Below are 21,865 nucleotides of genomic sequence, written 5' to 3'. Positions count from 1 at the left end.
AGCGCGAGGGGAGGCTGATCAATGGACGTTAACCGACGTAATCTCATGAAAGGCGTACTGACGAGCGGCACGCTGCTGGCACTGGGCATCCCTCCGGGGGTATACGCGAACAACGCAACCGCCGGCGGAGCCGGGAGGTTGGGATTGCTGCTTGGGAACACGCGCGTGGATGCGGCGTTTGCCGCCGGTATTCGCACAGCCTATGCCGCCCATGTCAAACACGCGGTCAAGGAGGGTGGGGCAGCAGGGCATGGCGCCCCGGAGGTGGTAAAGCTGAAAGGCGGACTGCTCACTGATTATGAGGAAGTCGCACGATTGCTGGAGAAATCCCGCGACACACGGTGGATCGCCGTTATGGATGATGGCAGCGCTGCGGTTTTCACGGAATTGGCGCGCAATGCCGGTGCCAAGCTCCTCTTGCTGGGCTCGCATGTTTCTTCGGGTAGCGACCGGACGCAGGATATTTCTGGTGATATTCCCGAGCTTCGACACGTATGGGCAGCGGCGTCGCCGCTGCATAGCGCGGCGGGTATTCTTGCATTGCAACTCATCACCAATCAGAGCGATTTTTCCATCGTGGAAAATTTTTTTTCCGGAGAGCATGCCGCCGAGCAGGCACAGGCTGGCAGCACAACGGCAAGCAAGTTTCCGCCGGACTTCCTGACCTATCGGCTCGACGGATTGGATGCAATCCATCTCCACTGTTCCGGCCTTTCACCCTCGGACGGGTGTAAATCGCTTGGCTGGAACCCGGCAGGAGCATGGGTGCCTGTTTCACAGGAGATACCTGCGCGTAAAGCAACCGCATCCGCACGGAGGGGAGATGGGTCACCGCAATCCGCGGGCTGGGTGGAATCGGTAGGATACGCTGTCATGGCTGCGGCGCTTGGCGCGGGTGCGCTTGGGGAACCCTGCTCCGCCCGCGCTTTCGTGCATCGGCCGGCTATCGGAAGACGGAGGGAGCCGGTCGTCCCGGCGGAGCGGCTCACCTCATTCGTAATTGATTTAGCGTAGTGCCCAGGAGAACAAACGATGGCCAGTAAATATATTGCACTGCCCAAGGGCGTATCCGAACCAACTTTTGACGCCGCGATAAAAGCGTTTCGCGCTGCTCTCGGCGAGGCAGCCGTGCTAACGAGTGCGGAACAGCTTGCACCTTATATCAAGACAATGATGCCAGTGCCGGACTCTGACCATACTCCCTCTGCGGCACTGATGGCCACAACAGTGGAACAGATCCAGAAGATTGTGGGTATCTGCAACCAGTATAAAGTACCGATCTGGCCCATCTCAACGGGAAAAAACCTGGGCTACGGCTCCGCTGCACCGGCTGAGCGCGGCCAGATCGTGCTCGATCTAAAGCGCATGAATCGCATTCTGGAAGTTGATAAGGACCTCGCGTATGCGCTCGTCGAGCCAGGTGTTACTTACAAACAGCTCTACGACTACATCGCCGAACATAAGCTGGGCTTGTGGCTGTCGATGCCAGCCCCGTCAGCGATTGCCGGACCGGTCGGCAATACGCTGGATCGCGGGGTTGGCTATACACCTTATGGGGAGCATTTCCTGTTCGCCTGCGGCATGGAGGTCGTGCTCGCGAACGGCGAAGTGCTGCGTACCGCGATGGGCTCGATGCCGAATTCCAACACGTGGCAGGTTTTCAAATGGGGATACGGCCCCTATCTGGATGGAATTTTTACCCAATCCAATTATGGCATTGTTACTAAATTCGGTTTCTGGCTCATGCCCGCGCCGCCGGTGTTCAAGCCGTTTGTCATACAATACCAGGATGAGGGAGACATTGTGGAGATCGTGGAAACGATCCGGCCGTTGCGCATCAACGGTGTTATCCCCAACGCCGTCGTTATCGCTCATGCCTTGTACGAAGCGCCGACCAAGGCCCGGCGCAGCGACTATGTAACCGGGCCTGGCTCGATCCCCGATGCGGCCGTGCGTAAAATCACAAAAGATCATAACCTGGGAATCTGGAACGTATACGCGGCCCTCTACGGCACGCAGGAACAGGTCGATGTGAACTGGAACATCGTGACGCAGGCGTTTGGCAAGTCCGGCAAGGGGAAGATTCTGACCGAGAAGGAGTCAGCCGGCGATCCCGCTTTTGCCTATCGCGCCGCCCTCATGCGTGGAGATATGACGCTCAAGGAATTTTCCTTGTACAACTGGCGCGGTGGTGGCGGCTCGATGTGGTTTGCACCGGTCTCTCAGGCGCGCGGGAGCGAAACGCTCAAACAAATGGCCTTGACCAAGCAGATCCTGGGCAAGCATGGACTGGATTATTCTGGCGAATTTATTGTCGGTATGCGCGATATGCATCATGTCGTCGATGTGTTGTACGATAAGACAGACCCGGAGCAGATGAAGGCGGCATACAGGTGCTTCGATGAACTGGTAACCACATTTTCAGCTCAGGGATACGGAATCTATCGCGTGAACACCGCCTTTATGGACAAAGTGGCCGATACGTACGGCCCGGTGCAGCGCAAAGTCAACAAGACTCTCAAAGACGCCCTGGATCCCAATGGAATCCTTGCACCGGGAAAATCTGGCATCCGGTAACAGAAGGGCTTGAAGGAGGTCGACGGCGGGATTTGCGAATAAGGGCATCCGTCGTGCTTCAGTGATGCGGATATAGTACCTGGTTCCGCTATCGGCAGCGGATTGTCCGCTGAATGCTGCGCCGCGGCTCCTGATAACACCCAATACCTGCCACAACGAGCCCCATTCTCGACGAAGACCATTTTTCGATGAGTAGTCCAATAAATATTGGAACCTGATGATGAGAGAAATCAAAGCGGCGACAATTCGACAGAAGGGCGGCCCATTCCAGATTGAAATACTCAATCTGAATGAACCGCTTCCCGATGAGGTGCTGGTGCGGGTAGTTGCGACTGGCATGTGTCACACCGACATGGTCGCGCGCGACCAACTCTACGACGTGCCTTTGCCTGTTGTACTCGGGCATGAAGGTTCTGGCGTGGTGGAGCAAATTGGCGACAGCGTGAAGAAAGTGGCGGTAGGCGACCACGTCGTGCTGACCTATATGTGGTGCGGCCACTGCAAACCCTGCCTGCGCGGCGATCTGACCTATTGCGAAAATTTCTATCCGCTTAATTTTGGCGGCGCCCGTGAAGACGGCAGTACGGCCACCCGCGACACGAATGGACCAATTCACGACCATTTCTTCGGGCAATCCTCATTCGGCACCTATGCGCTTGCTCACGAGCGCAACGTGATCAAGGTGTCCAAGGATGTGCCGCTGGAACTGCTGGGCCCACTCGGCTGCGGCATTCAAACCGGCGCGGGAGCCGTGATGAATGCGCTGAAGGTCAGGCCCGGCAGCAGCTTTGCTGCATTTGGCGGAGGCGCGGTGGGACTGAGCGCCGTCATGGCGGCGCGCGTGGCGGGGGCCGCCATTATTATTGCCGCGGACGTGGTGCCGTCCCGGCTCGAGCTGGCTAAAGAACTTGGGGCGACCCATACTGTGAACAGCAAAGAGGCTAATCCTGTCGAAGCGGTCCGCCAGATTACCGGCGGCGGGGCCAATTTCACGCTTGAATCCAGCGGACGGCCAGCGGTGCTACGGCAGGCCATTGATGCGCTGGCAATCCGCGGAACCTGCGGCATTGTCGGCGCGCCCGCCCTCGGCACCGAGGCAAGTTTCGATGTGAATGGGGTGATGACGACGGGCAAGCGCATTATCGGGATTATCGAAGGCGACAGCATGCCGGATATCTTCATCCCTGCCCTCATCGAGCTTTATAGACAGGGGCGTTTTCCGTTCGACAAGCTGGTGAAATTCTACAGCCTGGAACAGATCAATCAGGCGGCTGAAGACAGTGAGAAGGGCCTCATCATTAAACCGATCATTCGGCTCGCATCCTGAGGTCTTTGCAGTTTTATTCGATTTGAATATAAATTTTTCCTCGGCGCCACCGTGTAAATTACAGGCCGGCATGAGTCGGAAATCGTCGGTGCGCTGTTGATATGAACTGGAATATTTCAAAGCAGAGTACTCAAATAAAGGAAAAATATGACTCTTAAACTTCATATTATCATCTGCAGTACGCGGCCGGGCCGCGTGGGGCCTCCTGTGGCCAAGTGGTTTCATGAGCTCGCAGTGCAGCATGAAAAGTTTGACGCGGTGCTGGTCGACCTCGCTGACTTCCATCTTCCGGTATACGATGAACCGGAGCATCCCATCCGGCAGAACTACCAGCACGCACATACGAAGAAGTGGGCCGCCAGCGTGAACGCGGCGGACGCCTACGTGTTCGTGACGCCTGAATACAATTTCGGGCCTCCGCCTTCCCTTTTGAATGCGCTCAATTATGTTTACAAGGAATGGAACTACAAGCCCGCAGGGATCGTGAGTTATGGCGGAGTCTCGGGCGGCATGCGTTCAGCCTTCGTACAAAAACTCACGTTGACCACGCTGAAAATGATGCCAATGATGGAAGCTGTCTCGGTGCAGAATGTTTCTGGCCTCTTCGATGATAGCCAAAACTTCATGCCGGACGATCATCACGAAAATTCAGGCATATCGTTGCTGAACGAGCTATACAAGTGGGCGGAGGCGTTGAAAACGATGAGGCAATGAGCAACCCCGGCCTGACACTCCGATGGTCAATTTTTATCATCACGAGGTGAAATGCCCCGAATAGGTGCGCTGCTCTCATTGTCGCGAGAACATCACACCTCGCTGGTAATGGCGCGGGATGCACGGCGCGCCACCAGTAGTAATGATGCAGCCGTCTTGTCAGCTGCGGTTGAGCAGATTGAGAGGCATTGGCATATGCTGTTGGCCGTGCACTTCGAACAGGAGGAACGGCTGATACAGGTCGCGAAGGACACTCTCGATCCGGTATCGGTGGAACGTATTCTCACCGAGCACGCCGAGTTGCGGATGCTGGGGGCAGGCCCCTGCCAGCTTGAACCAGCAGAGCGCCTGCGCAGATTCGCCGATCTTCTCCGCGCGCACGTACGGTACGAGGAACGCGCATTTTTTCCGCAGCTGCAGTCGCACCCCTGTGTTGCGAATACCGATACTCATACCCACACCGATGCCGCCGACGCCAATACGTGACGGCCGGTCCAGCTTGATCCAACTTTTAAAGGAGGTGCGTGTGAATTTTCCCGATTTTTATGAACAGGCTCCGGTGGTACGTACCCATGACCCGTTTGCGGCTATGCTAGGCGCAGCGCACGGAGGCATTTTAGAATACCACTACCTTGATGCGGTGCGGCTTGCGGGGCATTCCTGTCCCACTGTCGCAGGCGCCTTTCTGGTGGGACGTGCCGCGCTGGCAGCGCTTTATCCAGATGAACCCGCTGAGCGCGGCGCCGTCGCCGTGCATATGCCTGCGCCCGAAGATGACGGTACTACCGGAGTTATGGCCCAGGTGCTGACGCTGCTGACGGGCGCCGCCGCTGAAAACGGCTTTCATGGCATCCAGGGGCGTTTCCGGCGCAAGGGGTTGCTCAGCTTTGCGGAGCGCCGCGAAGGAGAAGCTATCACTTTCAAGCGCCTTGATAGCGGCGCGAGCGTGGCAGTGAAACTAGACGTTTCCTCCGTGCCGGGGGATCCTGCACAGGGACTACGTTTGATGGCTATCCTGCAGGATCGCGCGGACGATACGCAGCGCAGTGCGTTTGCCGATGCATGGCAGGATCGCGTGCGGCGGCTACTGCTGGAGTTTGCCGACGATCCGCGCGTGGTAAGTGTTGCGCATATCTAAAGTTGAAGCGACGCATAGGCCTTCAAAAATATTTCCTTTCGCATGATGCCTACATGGCAACCAAACCACTGCCGCGTGATTCGGTTGTCCAAAAAATGAAGGCACTTCCACAGAATCTCCGGCTACAGGTTGGGTCGGCTATAAAAGTCTGTTTACGTACCTTACCGCACGGTAGTTCAGGACTGGGCGAGTAATACTTTGGTTTTTGGGGTAGCGTCCCATTAGCCAGGAGCCGGTCATGAAAGAAAACGTCAGTGATTTTCTGGTCCGCCGTTTATCCGAATGGGGTATCAAGCGCATCTTCGGCCTTCCGGGTGACGGCATCAATGGCATTATGGGGGCGATAAATCGTGCTTCGGATAAGCTCGATTTCGTGCAGGTAAGGCACGAAGAGATGTCGGCATTCATGGCTTGCGCACATGCGAAATTCACCGGCGAAGTAGGCGTTTGTCTGGCGACTTCGGGGCCAGGTGCAATTCACCTGCTCAATGGCCTCTATGATGCGAAGCTTGACCACCAGCCCGTGGTTGCCATTGTCGGACAACAGAAACGTTCCGCACTGGGAGGGAGCTACCAGCAGGAAGTCGATCTCGTCTCACTATTCAAGGATGTGGCGCACGAATACGTGCATGTCGTGACTACGCCAGTGCAGGTTCGCCATGTTCTGGACCGCGCCATTCGAATCGCGCAGGTTGAGCGGAATGTCTGCTGCGTAATTGTACCCAACGACATTCAGGAAATGGATTTCGAAAAGCCGCCTCATGAGCACGGCACCGTACATTCGGGAGCCGGGTATACGGCGCCGCGGATCGTACCTCAAGCTGAGGATTTACAACGGGCAGCGGACGTGCTTAACGCCGGCTCGAAAGTTGCTATCCTGGCTGGTGCCGGGGCATTGGACGCCACCAACGAGGTCGTTCAGGTGGCCGATCTGCTGGGTGCCGGCGTCGCGAAGGCCCTGCTGGGCAAAGCCGTTGTCCCCGACGACCTGCCATATGTAACCGGCGCCATTGGAATGCTGGGTACCATGCCGAGCTACAAGATGATGACGTCATGCGATACGCTTTTGATGGTTGGATCCAGTTTCCCCTATTCGGAGTTTCTGCCGGAGGAAGGGAAGGCGCGCGGCGTGCAAATTGACATAGACGGCCGAATGATCAGCATCCGCTACCCCATGGAAGTGAATCTTATCGGGGACAGCGCGGAAACTTTGAAGCTCCTGATTCCGCTATTGAAAAAGAAGGAAGACCGTACCTGGCGCAACCGGATAGAAAGCAATGTTGCGGAATGGTGGAAAACCATTGAAGCGCGCGCCATGGAACCGGCCAACCCTGTCAATCCGCAGAGAGTATTCTGGGAACTGTCGCCGCGGCTTCCGGATAATTGCATCCTGACTGGCGATTCGGGTTCTTCGGCTTTCTGGTATGCGCGGGATCTGAAGATACGTCAGGGTATGATGGCGTCGCTTTCGGGCGGGCTGGCCAGTATGGGATCGGGAGTGCCCTATGCAATCGCAGCCAAATTTGCCTACCCGGACCGGGTGGTAATAGCCATGGTAGGGGATGGTGCGATGCAGATGAATGGCATGAATGAACTCATCACCATCGGAAAATATTGGCATGATTGGAGCGATCCGCGGCTTATCGTGATGGTTCTGAATAACCGCGATTTGAATATGGTGACGTGGGAACAGCGGGCAACAGAGGGAGACCCGAAATTCAACGAGGCACAAGACGTGCCCGACCTTCCTTACGCGGATTATGCAAAGCTGATCGGCTTGCACGGTATACGGGTCGACCGTCCCGAAGATCTTGGCAGCGCCTGGGATTTTGCATTGAGCGCGGACCGACCGGTGGTGCTCGAGGCCTGCACCGATCCGGATGTACCCCCACTGCCACCGCATGTCACCCTGGAACAGGCAAGGGCGTACGCATCGGCGGTCATGAAGGGCGATTCAGATTCAGCCGGTATCATAAGAGCCACGGTCAAGCAGATTTTTGCCTGAGGCGGGGCGTTGTCCCCGTGTCTCAGAGAACCGAATGCCACCCGTTACGCTCTTCTGCCGATGACGTCCAGTTCATATCTTGCAATGAACCTCGCATGGGCTCTACATCTCGCCCGAACGCTATGGTTCCTGTTATTCAGTTTGCCAACCCTACGCTCACGGTGAAGTCGTTGTTGAAGATCCGGCGTACTGCCGCGCTTTCCAGCAGCGTCTCGCGACTGGTGAGCCATTGATCCACGGCGGCATCGCCGTAGCGCTCTCGCACGCGTTCCGGCGTAAGGAAAGAGTTGTATTTACCCCAGTGCAGGGTAAATGGAATGCCGGCTGCATCGAGCGCTTCCCAGACCCTGTTGAAGAATGCGCGAGTTTCAGGGGTATTTACCGCATCCATCTCCATAACCGCCGTGGTATCGAAGCGGGTGAATCCGAGCAGCGCTTTTGTGCCCTTGACGAAACGGTGCGAAAGTATAAGCGGCAGAACGCTGTTTGACTCCTTATAAATCCCGAAGGCGATTTCCATTGCTTCTACTGCGCGGGAGACGGGCATGCCCACCCCGCAGGCCAGCGTCTTGCCCAGGGTCTTCTCGCCGCGGAAGAGGTCCCTGATGATCGCCGTCCTGAAATAGGGTGCGAACTCCTGATTCACCTGGCTGTTCAGCAATGGCACGGCCAGTTTATTTAGCGGGGTGGGTATCCTGCCCACCAGCGCCCCCATGATATCCAGCCCAGATGCGCCGAGGCCCGGCTCGCCGGCATTCCATTCCGGAGCGACATAAGTGTCGGGATCATAATGAGTCTCGTACATGAGAAGAACAATAGCTTCGGCAGGCGGCGTGCCTTCGTTGGGGTTGAAGAAAACTTCGAAGTGGTAGGGATTGTCGCGGGATATGCCGCTGGCCTCCGGCGGCAGAGGAATCAGCATGGGATCGCATGCAGTGATCGCCGCCTTGAGTGTGTCACCATAAGGGAATCTGAACCGGGCTGCGTTAAGGGCGAACAGGGCCCGCGTCTCGATCATGATGCCGTGTATGATCCCGAAGGAGCCGAAATTTACCAGTGCCGCGTTGAACAATGTGTCGTCCCGGATGAATTCGGTGTCTATGCTCTCTGCAAAGGCGGATTGCATGACAGGAGCGGACTTCCGTTCCAGGTAGACATGTTTGTCCGGTCCGGTGATGAGGTGCAATCCGACAACCATTTCCTGCATGGCGCCGAACAGGTAGGCGCCCCCATGGGTTCCGGTCGAAAGCGCACCGGCGATGGTCTGACCGTTGTTGGAACCGCAACCCTTGATCGACAGGCCGGCGGCAAAGAGATAGTCATTGAGCGCCGCAACCGAGTTGCCGCATTCGACGAAGCGCAGCTTTGCGGAATCGCCGGAATAAGCGGGGTCAGCCAGTGCCTGTGGCACTTCGAATGCCAGTCGCAGTGCTGTGTTGTCGATGAGACGGCCATCCGTGACAGCTACCGTACTCAATGACCACAAACTGCCGTGCGCCCTCAGCGACTTGTCATCGTCAAGGCAAGCCTGGATGATACCCTGCAATTCCCTGGTCGCTGCATTGTAGGTGTCCAAGGGTGGATTGGCGCCGCGGTCGATGCGAAAGGCGTATTCGCCCTCAAGGGTCTGCTTGAAAGACTCATGTCGTCCCGTTTCCACGGCTTGAAGCCTGAAGAAGCTTCGTCCGTTTGAGTTGCTTTCAGTCCCGTTTGGCATAATGGAGGCTCTCTTGATTTGTTTTGACTGACCTTGTTTCAAGACACGGCGCGCGACCGTTTACGCGGCACAGGAAGCACCCCCGGTCGTGTGGGAGGCGCCTTGCAGCGAAAACGTACCTCTGTCGGCATCCATAGACCCAGAGTGACGACGCCGGCAAGATCATGTGCAAGGGTACGATAGACAACGACGTCATTGATGCCCTGGCCGTGGCATTCAGCAGCAAAAACCTGGGGATCAAGCACCAGTCCCCAAAAGAATGCATGCATGGTCTTTTTCTGATATTCAGCAGCTTGTCCTTCGGGCTGGATAGGATCGGAATCCGGCACGGTGACCTGAAAACTGGCACAACCTGGCAGTACAAGAATGATGGTCATGCAAGCAGCAATACACCAGACACGAGCATTTTTCTTCACTACATCGGAAGCAGTCATACCTGCGGTTATCATTGCCGCCCTCTCCTCATCGTGTCATTTACGGTGCATTGCGCCTTGAAGGCTTCGTCGTGTAGCTTTTTTGTTTTGGAATCTCGCCATTTATGGTGTACACAGGGCATGGCTGTGAATGAGCCGGGGCCGCCAGGGATCGCGTTGACGTAATCTTGATCGAACGCCGCGCCACTGCGCCTGGTTCAGTTGTTGCTTCGGTGGGGAGTTCGGGCGGGTCACAAACCACATAACCATTGAATCTGTGGAGAGGTGTGTCTCGTGGCATGTAACTGCCGGGGTACTGGAACCCATACATGCTGTTGAATCCGGACATACCGTTACCCTGCAGCGGCACAGGCAGGACGATGAGCGGCCTGCCAGATGCACCCTTATTTTGATGCCCGTTATGCTGGTTATAGGCCGCTCCATGTCGCGCAAACTGATCATGCATTGCCGAGGGATAGACGAATGGACTGTCCTGAGCCATCCCGGCTGCGGCGCCGGACGGAATGTTCATATCTGGGGCGATCAACTCCTGCGCTGGCGCTTGGCTTGAATATGCCAAATTAAACGCGATGAGCAATGCGGAACTTTTGATCACGAAATGTTGCATATAAAGGATTTGGGAGATATTGAAGTCCACTGGGGTATGAGTTTATCTACGGCTATTCAGCAGCCTTATTTATAGCATCGTCAGGTAAAAAATCAATTTAAATGGGAATGATAATACCGGAGGTATCCTCATAAGACGTAACGCGCTTCGCTCATTGTCGCCACATTCACGTTGCATTTTCAATCGAGATTTAACGGAAAAATCCGGGACGCGATAAATTCGGACAGCTTTATTTGGTTGCTACATTATTAGCAAAGCAATATCGAAAGTGGATAGTAACAAATAGCTGTAGCGAGCTGCAGGAACAAATAGCTTGACAACAGCCGGTAACGCTGTATAATTCGCATCCATATTGTGGATTTTCGTGCACGGACACAAAAACTAAAACCCCGCTGTAGCGGGTTACATCCACCCGCCCCGCGCGGGTTTTTTCTTACCCGCTTCTGGCGGGTTTTTTATTGCCCGCTGTTTTTGCAGTTCTTTATCCAAACCCGCCTCGTGCGGGTTTTTTTGTGCCCACTCTCAGCGATTTTTACAGGTGAACCCGGATGTTCAGCAGTCCAGCGATTACAGCGGCAATAATTGCCATTTTTGCTGCTCTCGCCTTCAGTGGTGGCTTCGCGGTCAGTGACTGGCGCTCAGCAGCGAAGATTGAGCGATTGAAATCCAGTAATGCAGTGCTGTCGTCGGCAAACGACAAGTGCGCAGTGGATATTCAGTCCGTGCGCAAGGCAATGGACGCGCTGACAGCAGCCTCAGCCAGAAGAGAAAAAAACGCAGCAATGGCAATGCGGAGTGCAACGGCAGTTGCAGCAAAGCACACAAAGCGCGCAAAGAAAATGCGCGCTCTACCGTCAGTGGCGCCTGCGCATCAATGTGAGGCAGTAACTCGAGAACAGATCGAGTACGTAGAAGGCCGCTCTCAATATGACTAGATCGTCGACACGTTGTACTTGCGCCTGCTGTACAGGATAACGGTACGCCTCCCCACTTCTTGATTGACCAATTGAGCTATCTTTTAAACCACTTATTCATTCCAGCTTGTTATCCAATAAATCCATGATGCATTTTATTAACCCGGTTCTGGCTCTGGTGTTCGCAATTCTATTGACCGGTTGCGCTGGCAAACCGGTGATTCAGACGCAGGTAATCGAAAAAACAATTGCTGTCCCTTGCCTGGTGGAGACTCCACCCGAGTGCAAGTCCGCCTATGCGGTAGACCGCGTATCAGTAAAGGACGATACCTTGACCATCAACAGGGCGCTGCGCGCCGAGATAGAGGAACGATGGGCATGTGAGATCAAACTGCGTGCGGCATTAAAGGGATGCAACAAGGGGTTGCATAAAGGGAGCACGACAGATACTGAAAAAGCCGGATCATGAGTGAACTTGAACGTGAGATGCTCCCGAATAAAACGGAGAAGAATGAGGAAGGCGCAGCATCATCAGGCAGAAAAAGAGGGGCTCCGACGATTAAAACGCCAGAATTGCTGGACACGATCCTGGCCGGCATATCGCTCGGCAGATCGGCTCGGGCAATGTGCGTCGAGGTCGGCATCAGCCAAAGGATTTTATGGTACTGGTTGACGGGTGATGAGGATCTCATGCGGCAGTATCTGCGCGCCAAGGAGCTTTGCGTTGATGCTTATGCTGAAGAAATCATCGAAATTTCCGACGACGGATCAAAAGATACCTATATCGATGAGAAGGGGCGGCAGGTGGTCGATCGGGAGGTTATTGCGCGCGCGCAATTGCGGATCGATGCGCGTAAATGGTATGCGGCAAGGCTTGCTCCACGAAAGTACGGAGATAAATTGCCCGTCACGCATGAAGCGGTGGATACCAGGAAGCCGGTTGTCCACAGTGTCGAGGTGGCTTTTGTCTCTTCAGCCGATGCGGCTCATGCGGTCGATGCAGCTATTGCGGGGGAGGGGCCGTCATGATTCTCGTAAAATCTGTGGAGTGCCATGGCTGCGCATAGGGCGGAATTTCCCGCAAAACTCCGGTTCCTGTTCAAACCCGCACGATACAAGGTCTTGTACGGCGGGAGAGGGGGAGCAAAATCGTGGGGTGTGGCAAGGGCGTTATTGATCCAGGCGGCCGCAACGCCATTGCGCATCCTGTGCGCGAGAGAGTTTCAGAATTCTATCGTTGAATCCGTGCATCACCTGTTGCAGGCACAGATCGACGCGATCGGCCTGAGCTCTTTTTATGAAGTACAGAGCAGCATGATCCGCGGAGCCAATGGCTCCGAATTCATATTTGCCGGGCTGCGTAACAACGTTACGAAGATCAAGTCGTTTGAAGGCGTGGATCGGGTCTGGGTGGAAGAAGCCCAGACCGTGAGCAAATCCAGTTGGGATACGCTTATTCCGACTATCCGAAAAGAGGGATCGGAAATATGGGTTACCTACAACCCCGAGCTGGAAACCGACGAGACGCATCAGCGATTTGTTGTCAACCCTCCGGCCGGCGCCGTAGTGGTAAAGATCAACTGGAATGACAACCCGTGGTTTCCCTATACGTTGCAACGGGAAAAGGATGAACTGAAAATCCGTGATCCGGATGCATATCAGAACATCTGGGAAGGAAACTGCAGGGTAACGCTGGATGGAGCGGTCTATGCCAAAGAACTCAGGCTCGCCCAGGAAGAAGGGCGAATTGCAAGTGCGCCATATGATGCGACAAAGCAGGTGCATACCTTTTTTGATCTGGGTTGGGCTGATAACACCAGCATATGGTTTGCCCAAACGGTGGGAAACGAACTCAGATTGATCGATTATTACAGCAATAACCAGATGCCCATCCAACATTACATCACCGTGCTCCAAAACAAGGGATACATATATGGTACAGACTGGTTACCTCATGACGCAAAAGCGAAAACGCTGGCAACCGGCCGCAGTGTTGAAGAAATCATGCTCGCGGCCGGACGGAAGGTGAGGGTCGTGCCGAATCTTTCCATTGCTGACGGAATCAATGCCGCGCGAACGGTTTTCAATCGCTGTTATTTCGATAAACAGAAGTGTGCCGAGGGGCTGCAGAGCCTGAGGCATTACCGATTCGATGTTGACCCTGAATCCAGGCAATTCAGTGGCAGGCCATTGCACGACTACCATAGTCACGCCGCGGATGCCTTCAGGTATTTTGCCGTGTCTGTGGAGGATGACAAACCGGCCGCCAGCGTGCGCGGTATCAGTATAAAGGGTTGGCGGGCATGATCGGGGCCGCGATCACCGCGGATATATCGGTTGAAGCCTACGACAAGATCTGCCGCGATATACGCGATCAACCCAAGTGGCGTCTGGATTCGGATACCGATTGCGATTACTACGATGGCGCCCAGACGAGCACCGAAGTAATCCAGCGGCTGAAGAATGCGGGTATTCCCCCGCAGGAATCGAACCTGATCAAATCGACGATCAACGCTGTGCTGGGGCTGGAGGCGCGCACCCGAACAGATTATAAAATTACCTCGGACGACGAAAGCCAGACCGAGATAGCCGAAGGCCTGTCGGCACGCATTAAAGAGGCCGAGACCGAATCCAGGGCGGACCGGGCGATGTCGGATGCCTACTCCAGCATGATTCGCGCGGGCATTGGATGGGTTGAGGTCTCGCGCGAATTCGATACGCTGAAATATCCGTATCGCGTGCGACAGGTACACCGTAACGAGATTTTCTGGGACTGGACAGCAAGAGAGCCGGATTTGTCGGATGCGCGCTATCTGAGGCGCGATAAGTGGGTGGATCGCGTGCAGGCGTCGCTTATGTTGCCGGACAAGGCCGAGCTCATCCAGAACAGCTGGTCAGGCTGGAGCAATCTGGACGTATACGATGGAACCGACACCGGCATGGCCAGAGCCTACGAAATTGAGCAGGCGTGGGGCCGCAGCCACGAGGATTATTTGAACCGGAATTCAGGCATGGTCCGGCTTTCGGAATTATGGTACCGGCATCTCGAGGATGGGTATGTGCTGGAGCTGCCGAATGGCAAAGCGATCGAATACCGCGAGGACAATCCATACCATCAGGCGGCGGTAGCGCAAGGGCTCGTGCAGGTACAGAAATCGCTGCTCACGCGAATGCGCGTTTCAATCTGGCTGGGGCCGCATAAATTGATGGATGTGCCAAGTCCGCTGCCGCATACGGATTTTCCTTATGTTCCATTCTGGTGTTTTCGCAAGGACCGGAGTAGAGCGCCTTATGGATTGGTTCGCGACATGAGGGGACCCCAGGACCAGATTATCGACCTGGATATTCTGTTGTACGAAGTCCTGAACTCGGTAAAAGTCGAGGTGGATAATGATGCGCTCGATCTTAGCCAAAACTCGTATCAGGAGGTCGCGCAGAATATCAGCAGCCTTCGATCGATGACTGTCCTCAATGCCCAGCGCAGAAATGCCGGCGGATTCAAAGTGACGCGCGAGTATCAGCTCGCCGCGCAAGTGTTCCAGCTGGTGCAGGAGCGAAAGCGGAGAATCGAAGAAGTGGGCGGCATATACAGAGCCATGCTCGGGGCCGATACCACGGCAACCAGCGGCATAGCCATCAATAGCCTGGTAGAGCAGGGTTCTACCGTTCTGGCGGAGCCTAACGATAATTTCCGTTATGCGAGGCGAATGGTCGGGCAGCAGCTTCTGGCATTGATCAAGCAAGATATGCTGGGCGCGACGACAGCCGTGGCCGTCAAGCAAGGCGCCGGACAGAAGATCGTGTACTTCAACCGCTCCGTAATGACGGATGCCGGACCGGCGGTGGAGAACGACCTGGCAACCGCGCAGGTCAAGGTTGTACTGGAGGACATTCCTGCCACACCCAGCTTCCGGGCACAGCAGCTGCATGCGTTCACGCAGATCGTACAGGCGGCGCCACCGGCTTATCAGGCAGTTCTATATCCGGCCATGCTGGAATTATCCGACGTACCGAACCGGCATGAGCTGGCGGAGCAGTTGCGTAAGCTGGGCGGCGGAGGAGAGTCGGATTAGCAGGGTTCAGCAAATGCGGCAACAATTCCAGGGTGCGATATAGCCATGGGCTCAAGCAATAGTCGCGGTGAAATTAGAGCTGGCGAAAGCGCAACAGGGTTACCGGGAATGCAAGTAGGGGGTTCAAACCAGAATCCGGTCACTCTCACGCCGGGTGCAATAGGCTTTGCTTATTGAGCCCTTATATATAGTCAAAATGAGCCGCTCGCGAGCGGTTTTACATTTACTAAGGGGTATTAAAATGATTCGTCTTTTATATGATACCACTATTGGTGGTATCCGCCATGGCAAGGGCAGCGTCATAAATCTCGATCGGGCACTCGAGCTTGATTTGTTGGCAAAAGGCAACGCCGATCGGGGAACAGGAGTATTTTCAAGAGACTCAAAAGGCAATATCGTCGGGCTGGAAGCAGATGAAGGCACTATTCCGCTTGCGCTTTCGTACACATGGAATACTCGTCCGAATGCGTATACCACCGCTGCCGGGACAATAATTAATATACGGGACGTAGGTGGAGAAGCAGGATCGTTTTGGAAGGCGACTGCGGCGGGATGGGTACCGCTTAATGGCACAGTTAAACTTGCCTCCAAATGGGGTTCTGTCGCCTCTCCTGTTGCGAGCATTATGGGTTCAACGGGAGGGTTATTCGTAATAAACGGCGGTGCTGGATCGCTGGTTGTTCCGGCTACAATGCTGATACCCGGGCGTAGCATTCTGCGGGTAAGACCCCTGATTCACCGGCGAGGCGCTAACGCGACGGCTATCGTGAGAATCTATCTTGGCACGGCCGGGACATCATCCGATGGGATGATATTTTCTATGTCACTTGCTGCTACAGATACGCTGCAAACTCGGCCTGATATAGAGCTTGCCGCCATCACTTCCAGTTCAATGACCTCTACTGATTGGCTGACACCAGGCAACAACGGTTCCCCTGGCGTTATTCGGGCAGTATCCACAAATATCAACACCGAGGCGGCCATGACAATATCGTTCAGCATCATCTCGGCGAATACGTTGGACTCGTTTGATTTAATTGGTTATTCAGTCGTACTGGAATCGCTATGAGCTTTTTACTTGGCCTCAATCTTACTCCCATAGCACCGTTTTCCGCTACTCATGAAAACTGGATGATGCCGGATGGGCATGACGCACTTTTACACATACCATATTACGCTCGGTGTCTGGATGATACCGACGGGGTTTTGTATATGACGTTCTGGAAAACGCTCGAAACCGCACAGGGAGTTTATGACTTTAGCACGATCACGAATGCCCTGGATTATGTGGCAGGAAGAGGCAAAAAACTCATCGTTAGGACTTTCTATAAGAGCTTCTCGGCCGCGCACGCAAAGCCGCTGCCGAGTTACATCCTGGATGACCATGTGACGTATGGCGGCTCGGCGACCACCGGCGGGCTGTGGGTTAACTCGTTCGGGGGTTATTCACCTAGATTCAATAACCCTGCAGTAATGGCGCGTTTCAAGGCGCTAATCACAGCAATGGCCGATGAATTTGGTGACCATCCTGCATTGCAAGGAATTGCGCCGGATGAGTCCGCATGGGGTTTTGGTGCGCTGTGGGGAACACCGGCAACAGCAGGTTTGACAGCGGCGCAAGTTCGGAACGCGCACAGAGAAATATGCTTGCATATTCAGATCTGCTTTCCGGACAAGGAAATTTATCCCTTTTACAGTTATTGTGACGGAAGCCCAGACGCAGATGTAATAGCGGAATTGAAATGGTCAATATCTCAAGGCATGTGCGCCGGAATTACGGATACGCACCGACTCCCCGGTATGATCGGAGGTATTCAGCCGGTAGCTTCCGCCTTCCCTGTGCCCGCCAAAACCGTGATGTGTGTGGACTTCATGAGCACCGGCGCTGATGATTCAGGTTTGACGGAGCGGTATCTGGAGAATGCGCGTACGACCGCGCTGCGCGGCGCAGATATAACAGTATGGTATGCGCGGGGCGGAGCAACCAGCAGTTATTGGGCAGCAGCCAAAAATGCAATGGCTATTATCGGATAAGAGCATTTAAAGATAAACGCACTAAGCCGCCCCTGGAACATTGGCGGCTTTTTTAATGATCTCACGTAACACGCGCTAACGGCGATACCGCAGTTTTCATTAACCCGCGAAAGCGGCGCGCTCACTGCGTTAAGAAGTGGAGATGAAGTCAATGGAAGTAGATCAGCTTACGGATGAACAAATTGCAAATCTTACACCGGAACAAATCGAGATACTGGAAAGCGATCCGGGCAAGCTTGCTGAAATTCTAGGCCCACAGGAAGCACCGGAGCAAGGGGCTCATGAAAAACCCGTACAGGAAGTGGAAGACAGCGCGCTCGATAAAGCGAGTAGCGGGGCGGGAGAAGATGAGCCGGTCGTTCTGAACAAGAGCGGCAAGGGTACTATTCCTTACAAGAAACACAAGGAACTGCGGGTGGAGAACTCGGCACTGCGCGAGCAACTACAGTCCGCGCAAAGCAAACTCGAAGAACTTCTGAAACAGAAGGAGGATGCGAAGGGCGCGGATATTGCCGTGGCCGACGATGCTATCAAGGCGCACCTGGAGGTTCTGAAGGAAGATATGCCTGATCTTCATCAGGTAATCAGTGCCGTTCTTGAGGGAAGCCGGAAGCAGGGCGAGAAGCTGGAACAAACGCTGCAGGAACTGAAACGCGAAAAAGAGGAATCAGATCGCGCGAGTCAACTGAGCGTTGCCGAGCAAATCGCCGAGGCAAAAGACAATAACTCCGATCTGGTGCAGTGGGAAAGCAACGACCCGGAAGCCTGGGACGAAGCACTGAAGCAGGACGAGATTCTGAGAACCAGTACTAAATGGTCTGGAAAGCCTTATCCGGACAGGTTTGAAGAAGTTGTCCGTCGCGTCAGGGCGATTATGCCGGAAGCCTCTACTCCAAAAAAGACCGCCGATCCGGAAAAGATAAAAGCCGATGCGAAAGCTAAGCTCGACACTGCCCCGGTGAGGAAGCCCGTAACCCTATCGGATATTCAAGGTGGAGCAAACCCAGCCTCTGAACGTGAGCAACTTGAGAACTTGAGCCCCTTTGAACTGGCTCAGAAGTTGATGAAGATGCCCACGCACCAGGCGGCAGCCTTGAGAGCCGAACTTGATTAAGGATTTTTTAAATGGCTGAAACAAATGTAGCAACCGGCAGTTCACTGGCCGTCAAGCATTATAGCGCAGCGCTTTTTGCCAATACGCTCAAAGGATCAACTGCCATCGACAGTCTTGTCGGACCGGTTGAACCTTCCGCCGCGATGCAGAAAATGGCAGGGCAGACAAATCCCGGCATGCCGGTCGTGCGCATCGACAACCTGATGAAGAGCGCCGGTGATGTTGTGTCGCTCGACCTGGTCGATACTGTCGGCGGCGAACCGCTGATGGGTGACGTAAACCGTGAAGGCCGTGGCAGCGCTCTCTCGTTTTCTTCGATGGAAATCAAGATCGATCTGTCCAGCAAGGTCATTGACGCGGGCGGGAGCATGTCTCAGCAGCGCACCAAGCATCAATTGCGGGAAATCGCCCTGGCGCAATTGTCGGGCTATTTTCCTCGCCTGGATGCGCAGGAAACGCTGGTACACCTTGCCGGTGCGCGGGGCTCCCAGATGGGATCGGACTGGACGATACCAACGCAGGCTGCTTCCAGCTTCGCTTCGATCATGGTCAATCCGGTCAAGGCGCCGACCTATAACCGCCATTTTGTGGTGAATGGCGCAAGTCTTACGCCCGGAGGCCAGCAGTTGGGGTCCATTGTCTCCACAGACGCCCTGCGTCTGTCGCACCTGGATCTCCTGCGGAAAAGGCTGGACGATATGGATCAGCCCCTGCAATCCGTGAAGCTTGCGGGAGACAGGGCGGCGCAGACATCGAAGATGTGGGTGTTCCTCGCAACCCCCAATCAGTACTCGATACTGTTGACGGAGGGTTCGCTCCGCGCATTCCAGCAGAATGCCATCAATCGGGCAGCGTATTTCGATAGCCGTCACCCGCTGTTTGCCGGTGAAGTCGGAATGTGGAACGGCATTCTGGTGATCAAGAACGAGCGCGCCATTCGATTCACGCCCAGCGAAAGCACGAAGATTGTTACCGCAGCGAATGCCGCAACGGCTGCCGAGACAGATCAAGCCGTGAATTCGGCTTTGACCGCCGGTTATGCCGTCGAGCGCGGCCTGTTGCTTGGCGCGCAGGCTCTGGGCGTTGCCTACGGCAAAACCAATGTCAGCGGCATGCAGTTTGGCTGGAAGGAACATTGGTACAACTTCGAGAGCAACCTGGAAGTGATGGGTGAAAAGGTTTGCGGCAAGGCGAAAACCCGTTTCTCGATCGATGACGGAACCGGCTCCAAGGTGCCCACGGACTTTGGTGTTATCGCGGTGGATTCGGCCGTACCACTTTAATCCGCTTTAATCAATCCAGCAGAGCGGGACTTTCGAGTCCCGCTTCAGTCCGTTAATTTTTAGGGAGTTTATCAATGGCTACTTTTAACGCAGCAGATTTGAATAGCAAAGCCATGCCGATGGGTGGCTATGGCAATGCCGCCATGGTTTACGGAACGGTGACGCCGTCTTCCGGCGCCCTGGCAAGCGTTTATCGCCCTGTCAGAATACCAGCCGGTATGACTGTTACGGGTCTCCGGGTTCACAACGCAGACCTGGATACCGCTGGGACGTCCTTTGCCGTCAAGATCGGTTACACGCCAGTCAATCCGGAGGACGGTCCGGCGGATGACGATTATTTTTCGCCCCCTGTCACCCATCTATCCGTCGCCGGGCTCAACGATTATCGATTCGATCCCATCAAGTTCGAGAAAGATGTGTATGTGGATCTGACGGTAACCGTAGCGGCCACAGTATTTGCCGCTGGCAAGATCACCGCCATCGTTACCGGGGAAGCAACAGGCGTCAAATAAGGATTAAACAAGAGGTCACTGGGCGATTCTCCGGAGTCGCCCTTTTTTTTGGGATTTGATATGCCACAAGTTAAATACATTGCCGCCAGTATCAAGACTGACAGCATAAACGGGGTAGGACTTCGCTGGGAGCCCGGGCAGGTCCGAAACGTCAGTGCCGAAGTCGCTGAACGGCTGCTGGTCTATTCCGATACCTGGACAAACGGACAGGAGTGGCAGGAGGGGCAGGAGGGGCAGGGCAAGGAACCAGTTAATGCAGAACCCATTGGTCTGGCAGAAGCAGAAAAGCCGGTTGACGAACCCCTGCCGGTAATCGACTTCCATGCTATGGACAAAGATATGCTGGTCAAGTATGCCGAGCGCCACTATAACGAACGGCTGGACAAGCGCCAGAACGAAGAAACATTGCGGCACAAAGTGATCGACCTGTTTTCCAGACACGAGATGGCCGACTAATGCCTTTCACTTATCAGTCGATCATCGATCTGGCGCGCATCCCGCTCAACGATGAAGACAAGGCACGGTATTCCAACGAAATATTGCTGTCGTTTGCCAACCAAGGTGTATTGCGCCTTCTCGAGCATCGCCCTGATTTGTTTATCGGGCAGTTTGGCAATTTGCCGGACGGGGAAAAGTTACTCGCCGATACTTTCCCGTTACCCGCCTGTCATGTGCAGACCGTTGCGGATTACGTCACGGCCAGGGCCGAAATGACCGATGATGAACATGTCAATTCCGGACGCGCGGCGACATTCATACAGTTGTTCAGCTCGGAGGCGCAACCATGACGATCTGGAGCGATTTCTATGATTTGGTTATACCCGACTTGCCTGGTTGCACATTCAGCGCTGCCGATAGCGCGCTGCGCCAATCTGCAATCACATTTTGTGAACAGTCACTGGCGTGGCAGGTAGCGCACCCTGATGTTCCGGTTGTGGCTGGTATCGCCGGGTACGCCTTTGCGCCGCCAGAGGGCACGGTCGTGCATGCGGTCACTTTTGCGGCACTGGATGGCGAAGAAATAGCGCCATATCTGGGTGGGGCCGGCGTCTCCGCTCAAAACTGGCGTGGCTGGATCAGCGCCCCGCAATATATTGTCGATGACGCAGCTTCCATCACACTGGTACCGCGACCCGGCGCTGCTGCAATATTAATCATGACGGTGGCGCTCAAACCTTCGCCTGTCAGCACCGGCATAGATGATGCATTATTCAACGAATACCGCGAGGCGATTGTTCACGGCGCCCTGGCACGGCTGATGCTGTCACCCAAAAAGCCTTATACCAATGCGCAGCTTGCTGCCTATCACCAGCAGCAATTCTCGATCAAAACAGCGGCGGCTGGCTTGCGGGCAGCGAGAAGCCATACCAGAGCACCGTTAAGAACATCCATCATGAGCCGAAGGTAGACAAGAGG

General features: G+C 54.9%; 23 protein-coding genes. 20 read left to right on the top strand and 3 right to left on the bottom strand.

Annotated features, from left to right (window positions below):
* The first annotated feature begins 21 nt into the window (after positions 1 to 21).
* The 7 genes from CRO05_RS09945 to CRO05_RS09915 all read left to right on the top strand — a co-directional run bounded on the left by CRO05_RS09945 (position 22) and on the right by CRO05_RS09915 (position 7,761).
* The gene (locus CRO05_RS09945; protein WP_097067058.1) at positions 22 to 1,014 is read left to right on the top strand and encodes a hypothetical protein; all 993 of its coding nucleotides are present in this window, start codon (positions 22 to 24) and stop codon (positions 1,012 to 1,014) included.
* 18 nt (positions 1,015 to 1,032) lie between these two features.
* Positions 1,033 to 2,577 carry an FAD-binding oxidoreductase gene (locus CRO05_RS09940; RefSeq protein ID WP_097067057.1) on the top strand — a complete coding sequence of 515 codons (1,545 nt, stop codon included), beginning with the start codon at positions 1,033 to 1,035 and terminating at the stop codon, positions 2,575 to 2,577.
* A gap of 220 nt (positions 2,578 to 2,797) precedes the next feature.
* Positions 2,798 to 3,904, top strand: coding sequence for an NAD(P)-dependent alcohol dehydrogenase (locus tag CRO05_RS09935; RefSeq protein WP_097067056.1), 1,107 nt, complete (start codon positions 2,798 to 2,800; stop codon positions 3,902 to 3,904).
* Between the two features lie 147 nt (positions 3,905 to 4,051).
* A complete protein-coding gene (locus CRO05_RS09930; protein WP_097067055.1) occupies positions 4,052 to 4,618 on the top strand; it encodes an NADPH-dependent FMN reductase in 567 nt (188 codons plus the stop codon).
* Between the two features lie 51 nt (positions 4,619 to 4,669).
* Positions 4,670 to 5,104 (top strand): hypothetical protein, encoded by a 435-nt coding sequence (locus CRO05_RS09925; protein ID WP_097067054.1) that lies wholly within the window; start codon positions 4,670 to 4,672, stop codon positions 5,102 to 5,104.
* Positions 5,105 to 5,144: 40 nt separating this feature from the next.
* Positions 5,145 to 5,756 (top strand): hypothetical protein, encoded by a 612-nt coding sequence (locus CRO05_RS09920; protein ID WP_097067053.1) that lies wholly within the window; start codon positions 5,145 to 5,147, stop codon positions 5,754 to 5,756.
* Between the two features lie 238 nt (positions 5,757 to 5,994).
* Positions 5,995 to 7,761 carry a thiamine pyrophosphate-requiring protein gene (locus CRO05_RS09915; RefSeq protein ID WP_097067052.1) on the top strand — a complete coding sequence of 589 codons (1,767 nt, stop codon included), beginning with the start codon at positions 5,995 to 5,997 and terminating at the stop codon, positions 7,759 to 7,761.
* Positions 7,762 to 7,897: 136 nt separating this feature from the next.
* Here CRO05_RS09915 and CRO05_RS09910 read toward each other — a convergent pair whose 3' ends face one another.
* Genes CRO05_RS09910 through CRO05_RS09900 form a run of 3 tightly spaced genes read right to left on the bottom strand, consistent with a single transcriptional unit; the run spans position 7,898 to position 10,423 of the window.
* Positions 7,898 to 9,478: an FAD-binding protein gene (locus CRO05_RS09910; protein WP_097067051.1), complete on the bottom strand. Its 1,581-nt coding sequence runs from the start codon at positions 9,476 to 9,478 to the stop codon at positions 7,898 to 7,900.
* Positions 9,479 to 9,516: 38 nt separating this feature from the next.
* Positions 9,517 to 9,927, bottom strand: a complete 411-nt coding sequence (locus CRO05_RS09905) for a Bor/Iss family lipoprotein (protein WP_097067050.1) — start codon at positions 9,925 to 9,927, stop codon at positions 9,517 to 9,519.
* 25 nt (positions 9,928 to 9,952) lie between these two features.
* Entirely contained in the window at positions 9,953 to 10,423 is a 471-nt protein-coding gene (locus CRO05_RS09900) for a hypothetical protein (RefSeq protein WP_143860911.1), read from the bottom strand.
* A gap of 644 nt (positions 10,424 to 11,067) precedes the next feature.
* On the opposite strand from CRO05_RS09900, the gene CRO05_RS09895 reads away from it, so the two are divergent.
* From CRO05_RS09895 to CRO05_RS09835, 13 genes are all read left to right on the top strand, one after another.
* Complete coding sequence (locus CRO05_RS09895; protein ID WP_097067048.1) at positions 11,068 to 11,454, top strand: hypothetical protein; 387 nt, start codon at positions 11,068 to 11,070, stop codon at positions 11,452 to 11,454.
* 124 nt (positions 11,455 to 11,578) lie between these two features.
* Positions 11,579 to 11,902: a hypothetical protein gene (locus CRO05_RS09890; RefSeq protein ID WP_097067047.1), complete on the top strand. Its 324-nt coding sequence runs from the start codon at positions 11,579 to 11,581 to the stop codon at positions 11,900 to 11,902.
* Complete coding sequence (locus CRO05_RS09885; protein WP_235001380.1) at positions 11,899 to 12,462, top strand: hypothetical protein; 564 nt, start codon at positions 11,899 to 11,901, stop codon at positions 12,460 to 12,462. Before CRO05_RS09890 ends, CRO05_RS09885 begins: the two co-directional genes overlap by 4 nt.
* A gap of 24 nt (positions 12,463 to 12,486) precedes the next feature.
* Positions 12,487 to 13,740 (top strand): PBSX family phage terminase large subunit, encoded by a 1,254-nt coding sequence (locus tag CRO05_RS09880; protein ID WP_097067046.1) that lies wholly within the window; start codon positions 12,487 to 12,489, stop codon positions 13,738 to 13,740.
* Positions 13,737 to 15,506 carry a phage portal protein gene (locus CRO05_RS09875; protein WP_097067045.1) on the top strand — a complete coding sequence of 590 codons (1,770 nt, stop codon included), beginning with the start codon at positions 13,737 to 13,739 and terminating at the stop codon, positions 15,504 to 15,506. Before CRO05_RS09880 ends, CRO05_RS09875 begins: the two co-directional genes overlap by 4 nt.
* A 241-nt stretch (positions 15,507 to 15,747) precedes the next feature.
* Positions 15,748 to 16,575 carry a hypothetical protein gene (locus CRO05_RS09870; RefSeq protein WP_097067044.1) on the top strand — a complete coding sequence of 276 codons (828 nt, stop codon included), beginning with the start codon at positions 15,748 to 15,750 and terminating at the stop codon, positions 16,573 to 16,575.
* On the top strand, positions 16,572 to 17,540 hold the full coding sequence (locus CRO05_RS09865) for a hypothetical protein (RefSeq protein ID WP_097067043.1): 969 nt from the start codon (positions 16,572 to 16,574) through the stop codon (positions 17,538 to 17,540). The genes CRO05_RS09870 and CRO05_RS09865 overlap by 4 nt, the downstream gene beginning before the upstream one ends.
* Positions 17,541 to 17,691: 151 nt before the next feature.
* Positions 17,692 to 18,654, top strand: a complete 963-nt coding sequence (locus tag CRO05_RS09860; RefSeq protein ID WP_097067042.1) for a hypothetical protein — start codon at positions 17,692 to 17,694, stop codon at positions 18,652 to 18,654.
* An 11-nt stretch (positions 18,655 to 18,665) separates the two neighbouring features.
* Positions 18,666 to 19,937, top strand: a complete 1,272-nt coding sequence (locus CRO05_RS09855) for a DUF4043 family protein (RefSeq protein ID WP_090877888.1) — start codon at positions 18,666 to 18,668, stop codon at positions 19,935 to 19,937.
* Between the two features lie 74 nt (positions 19,938 to 20,011).
* Complete coding sequence (locus CRO05_RS09850; RefSeq protein WP_097067041.1) at positions 20,012 to 20,449, top strand: hypothetical protein; 438 nt, start codon at positions 20,012 to 20,014, stop codon at positions 20,447 to 20,449.
* A gap of 60 nt (positions 20,450 to 20,509) precedes the next feature.
* Positions 20,510 to 20,905, top strand: a complete 396-nt coding sequence (locus tag CRO05_RS09845; protein ID WP_097067040.1) for a hypothetical protein — start codon at positions 20,510 to 20,512, stop codon at positions 20,903 to 20,905.
* Positions 20,905 to 21,237: a hypothetical protein gene (locus CRO05_RS09840; RefSeq protein WP_097067039.1), complete on the top strand. Its 333-nt coding sequence runs from the start codon at positions 20,905 to 20,907 to the stop codon at positions 21,235 to 21,237. Before CRO05_RS09845 ends, CRO05_RS09840 begins: the two co-directional genes overlap by 1 nt.
* Complete coding sequence (locus CRO05_RS09835) at positions 21,234 to 21,857, top strand: hypothetical protein (RefSeq protein WP_097067038.1); 624 nt, start codon at positions 21,234 to 21,236, stop codon at positions 21,855 to 21,857. The genes CRO05_RS09840 and CRO05_RS09835 overlap by 4 nt, the downstream gene beginning before the upstream one ends.
* Positions 21,858 to 21,865: the final 8 nt, after the last annotated feature.

The sequence above is a fragment of the Nitrosovibrio sp. Nv4 genome (genome assembly GCF_900215485.1).
In the GTDB taxonomy this organism is placed as follows: domain Bacteria; phylum Pseudomonadota; class Gammaproteobacteria; order Burkholderiales; family Nitrosomonadaceae; genus Nitrosospira.
Note: the sequence above shows the minus strand (reverse complement) of the source record. Positions and strands in the feature narration are given on the sequence as shown.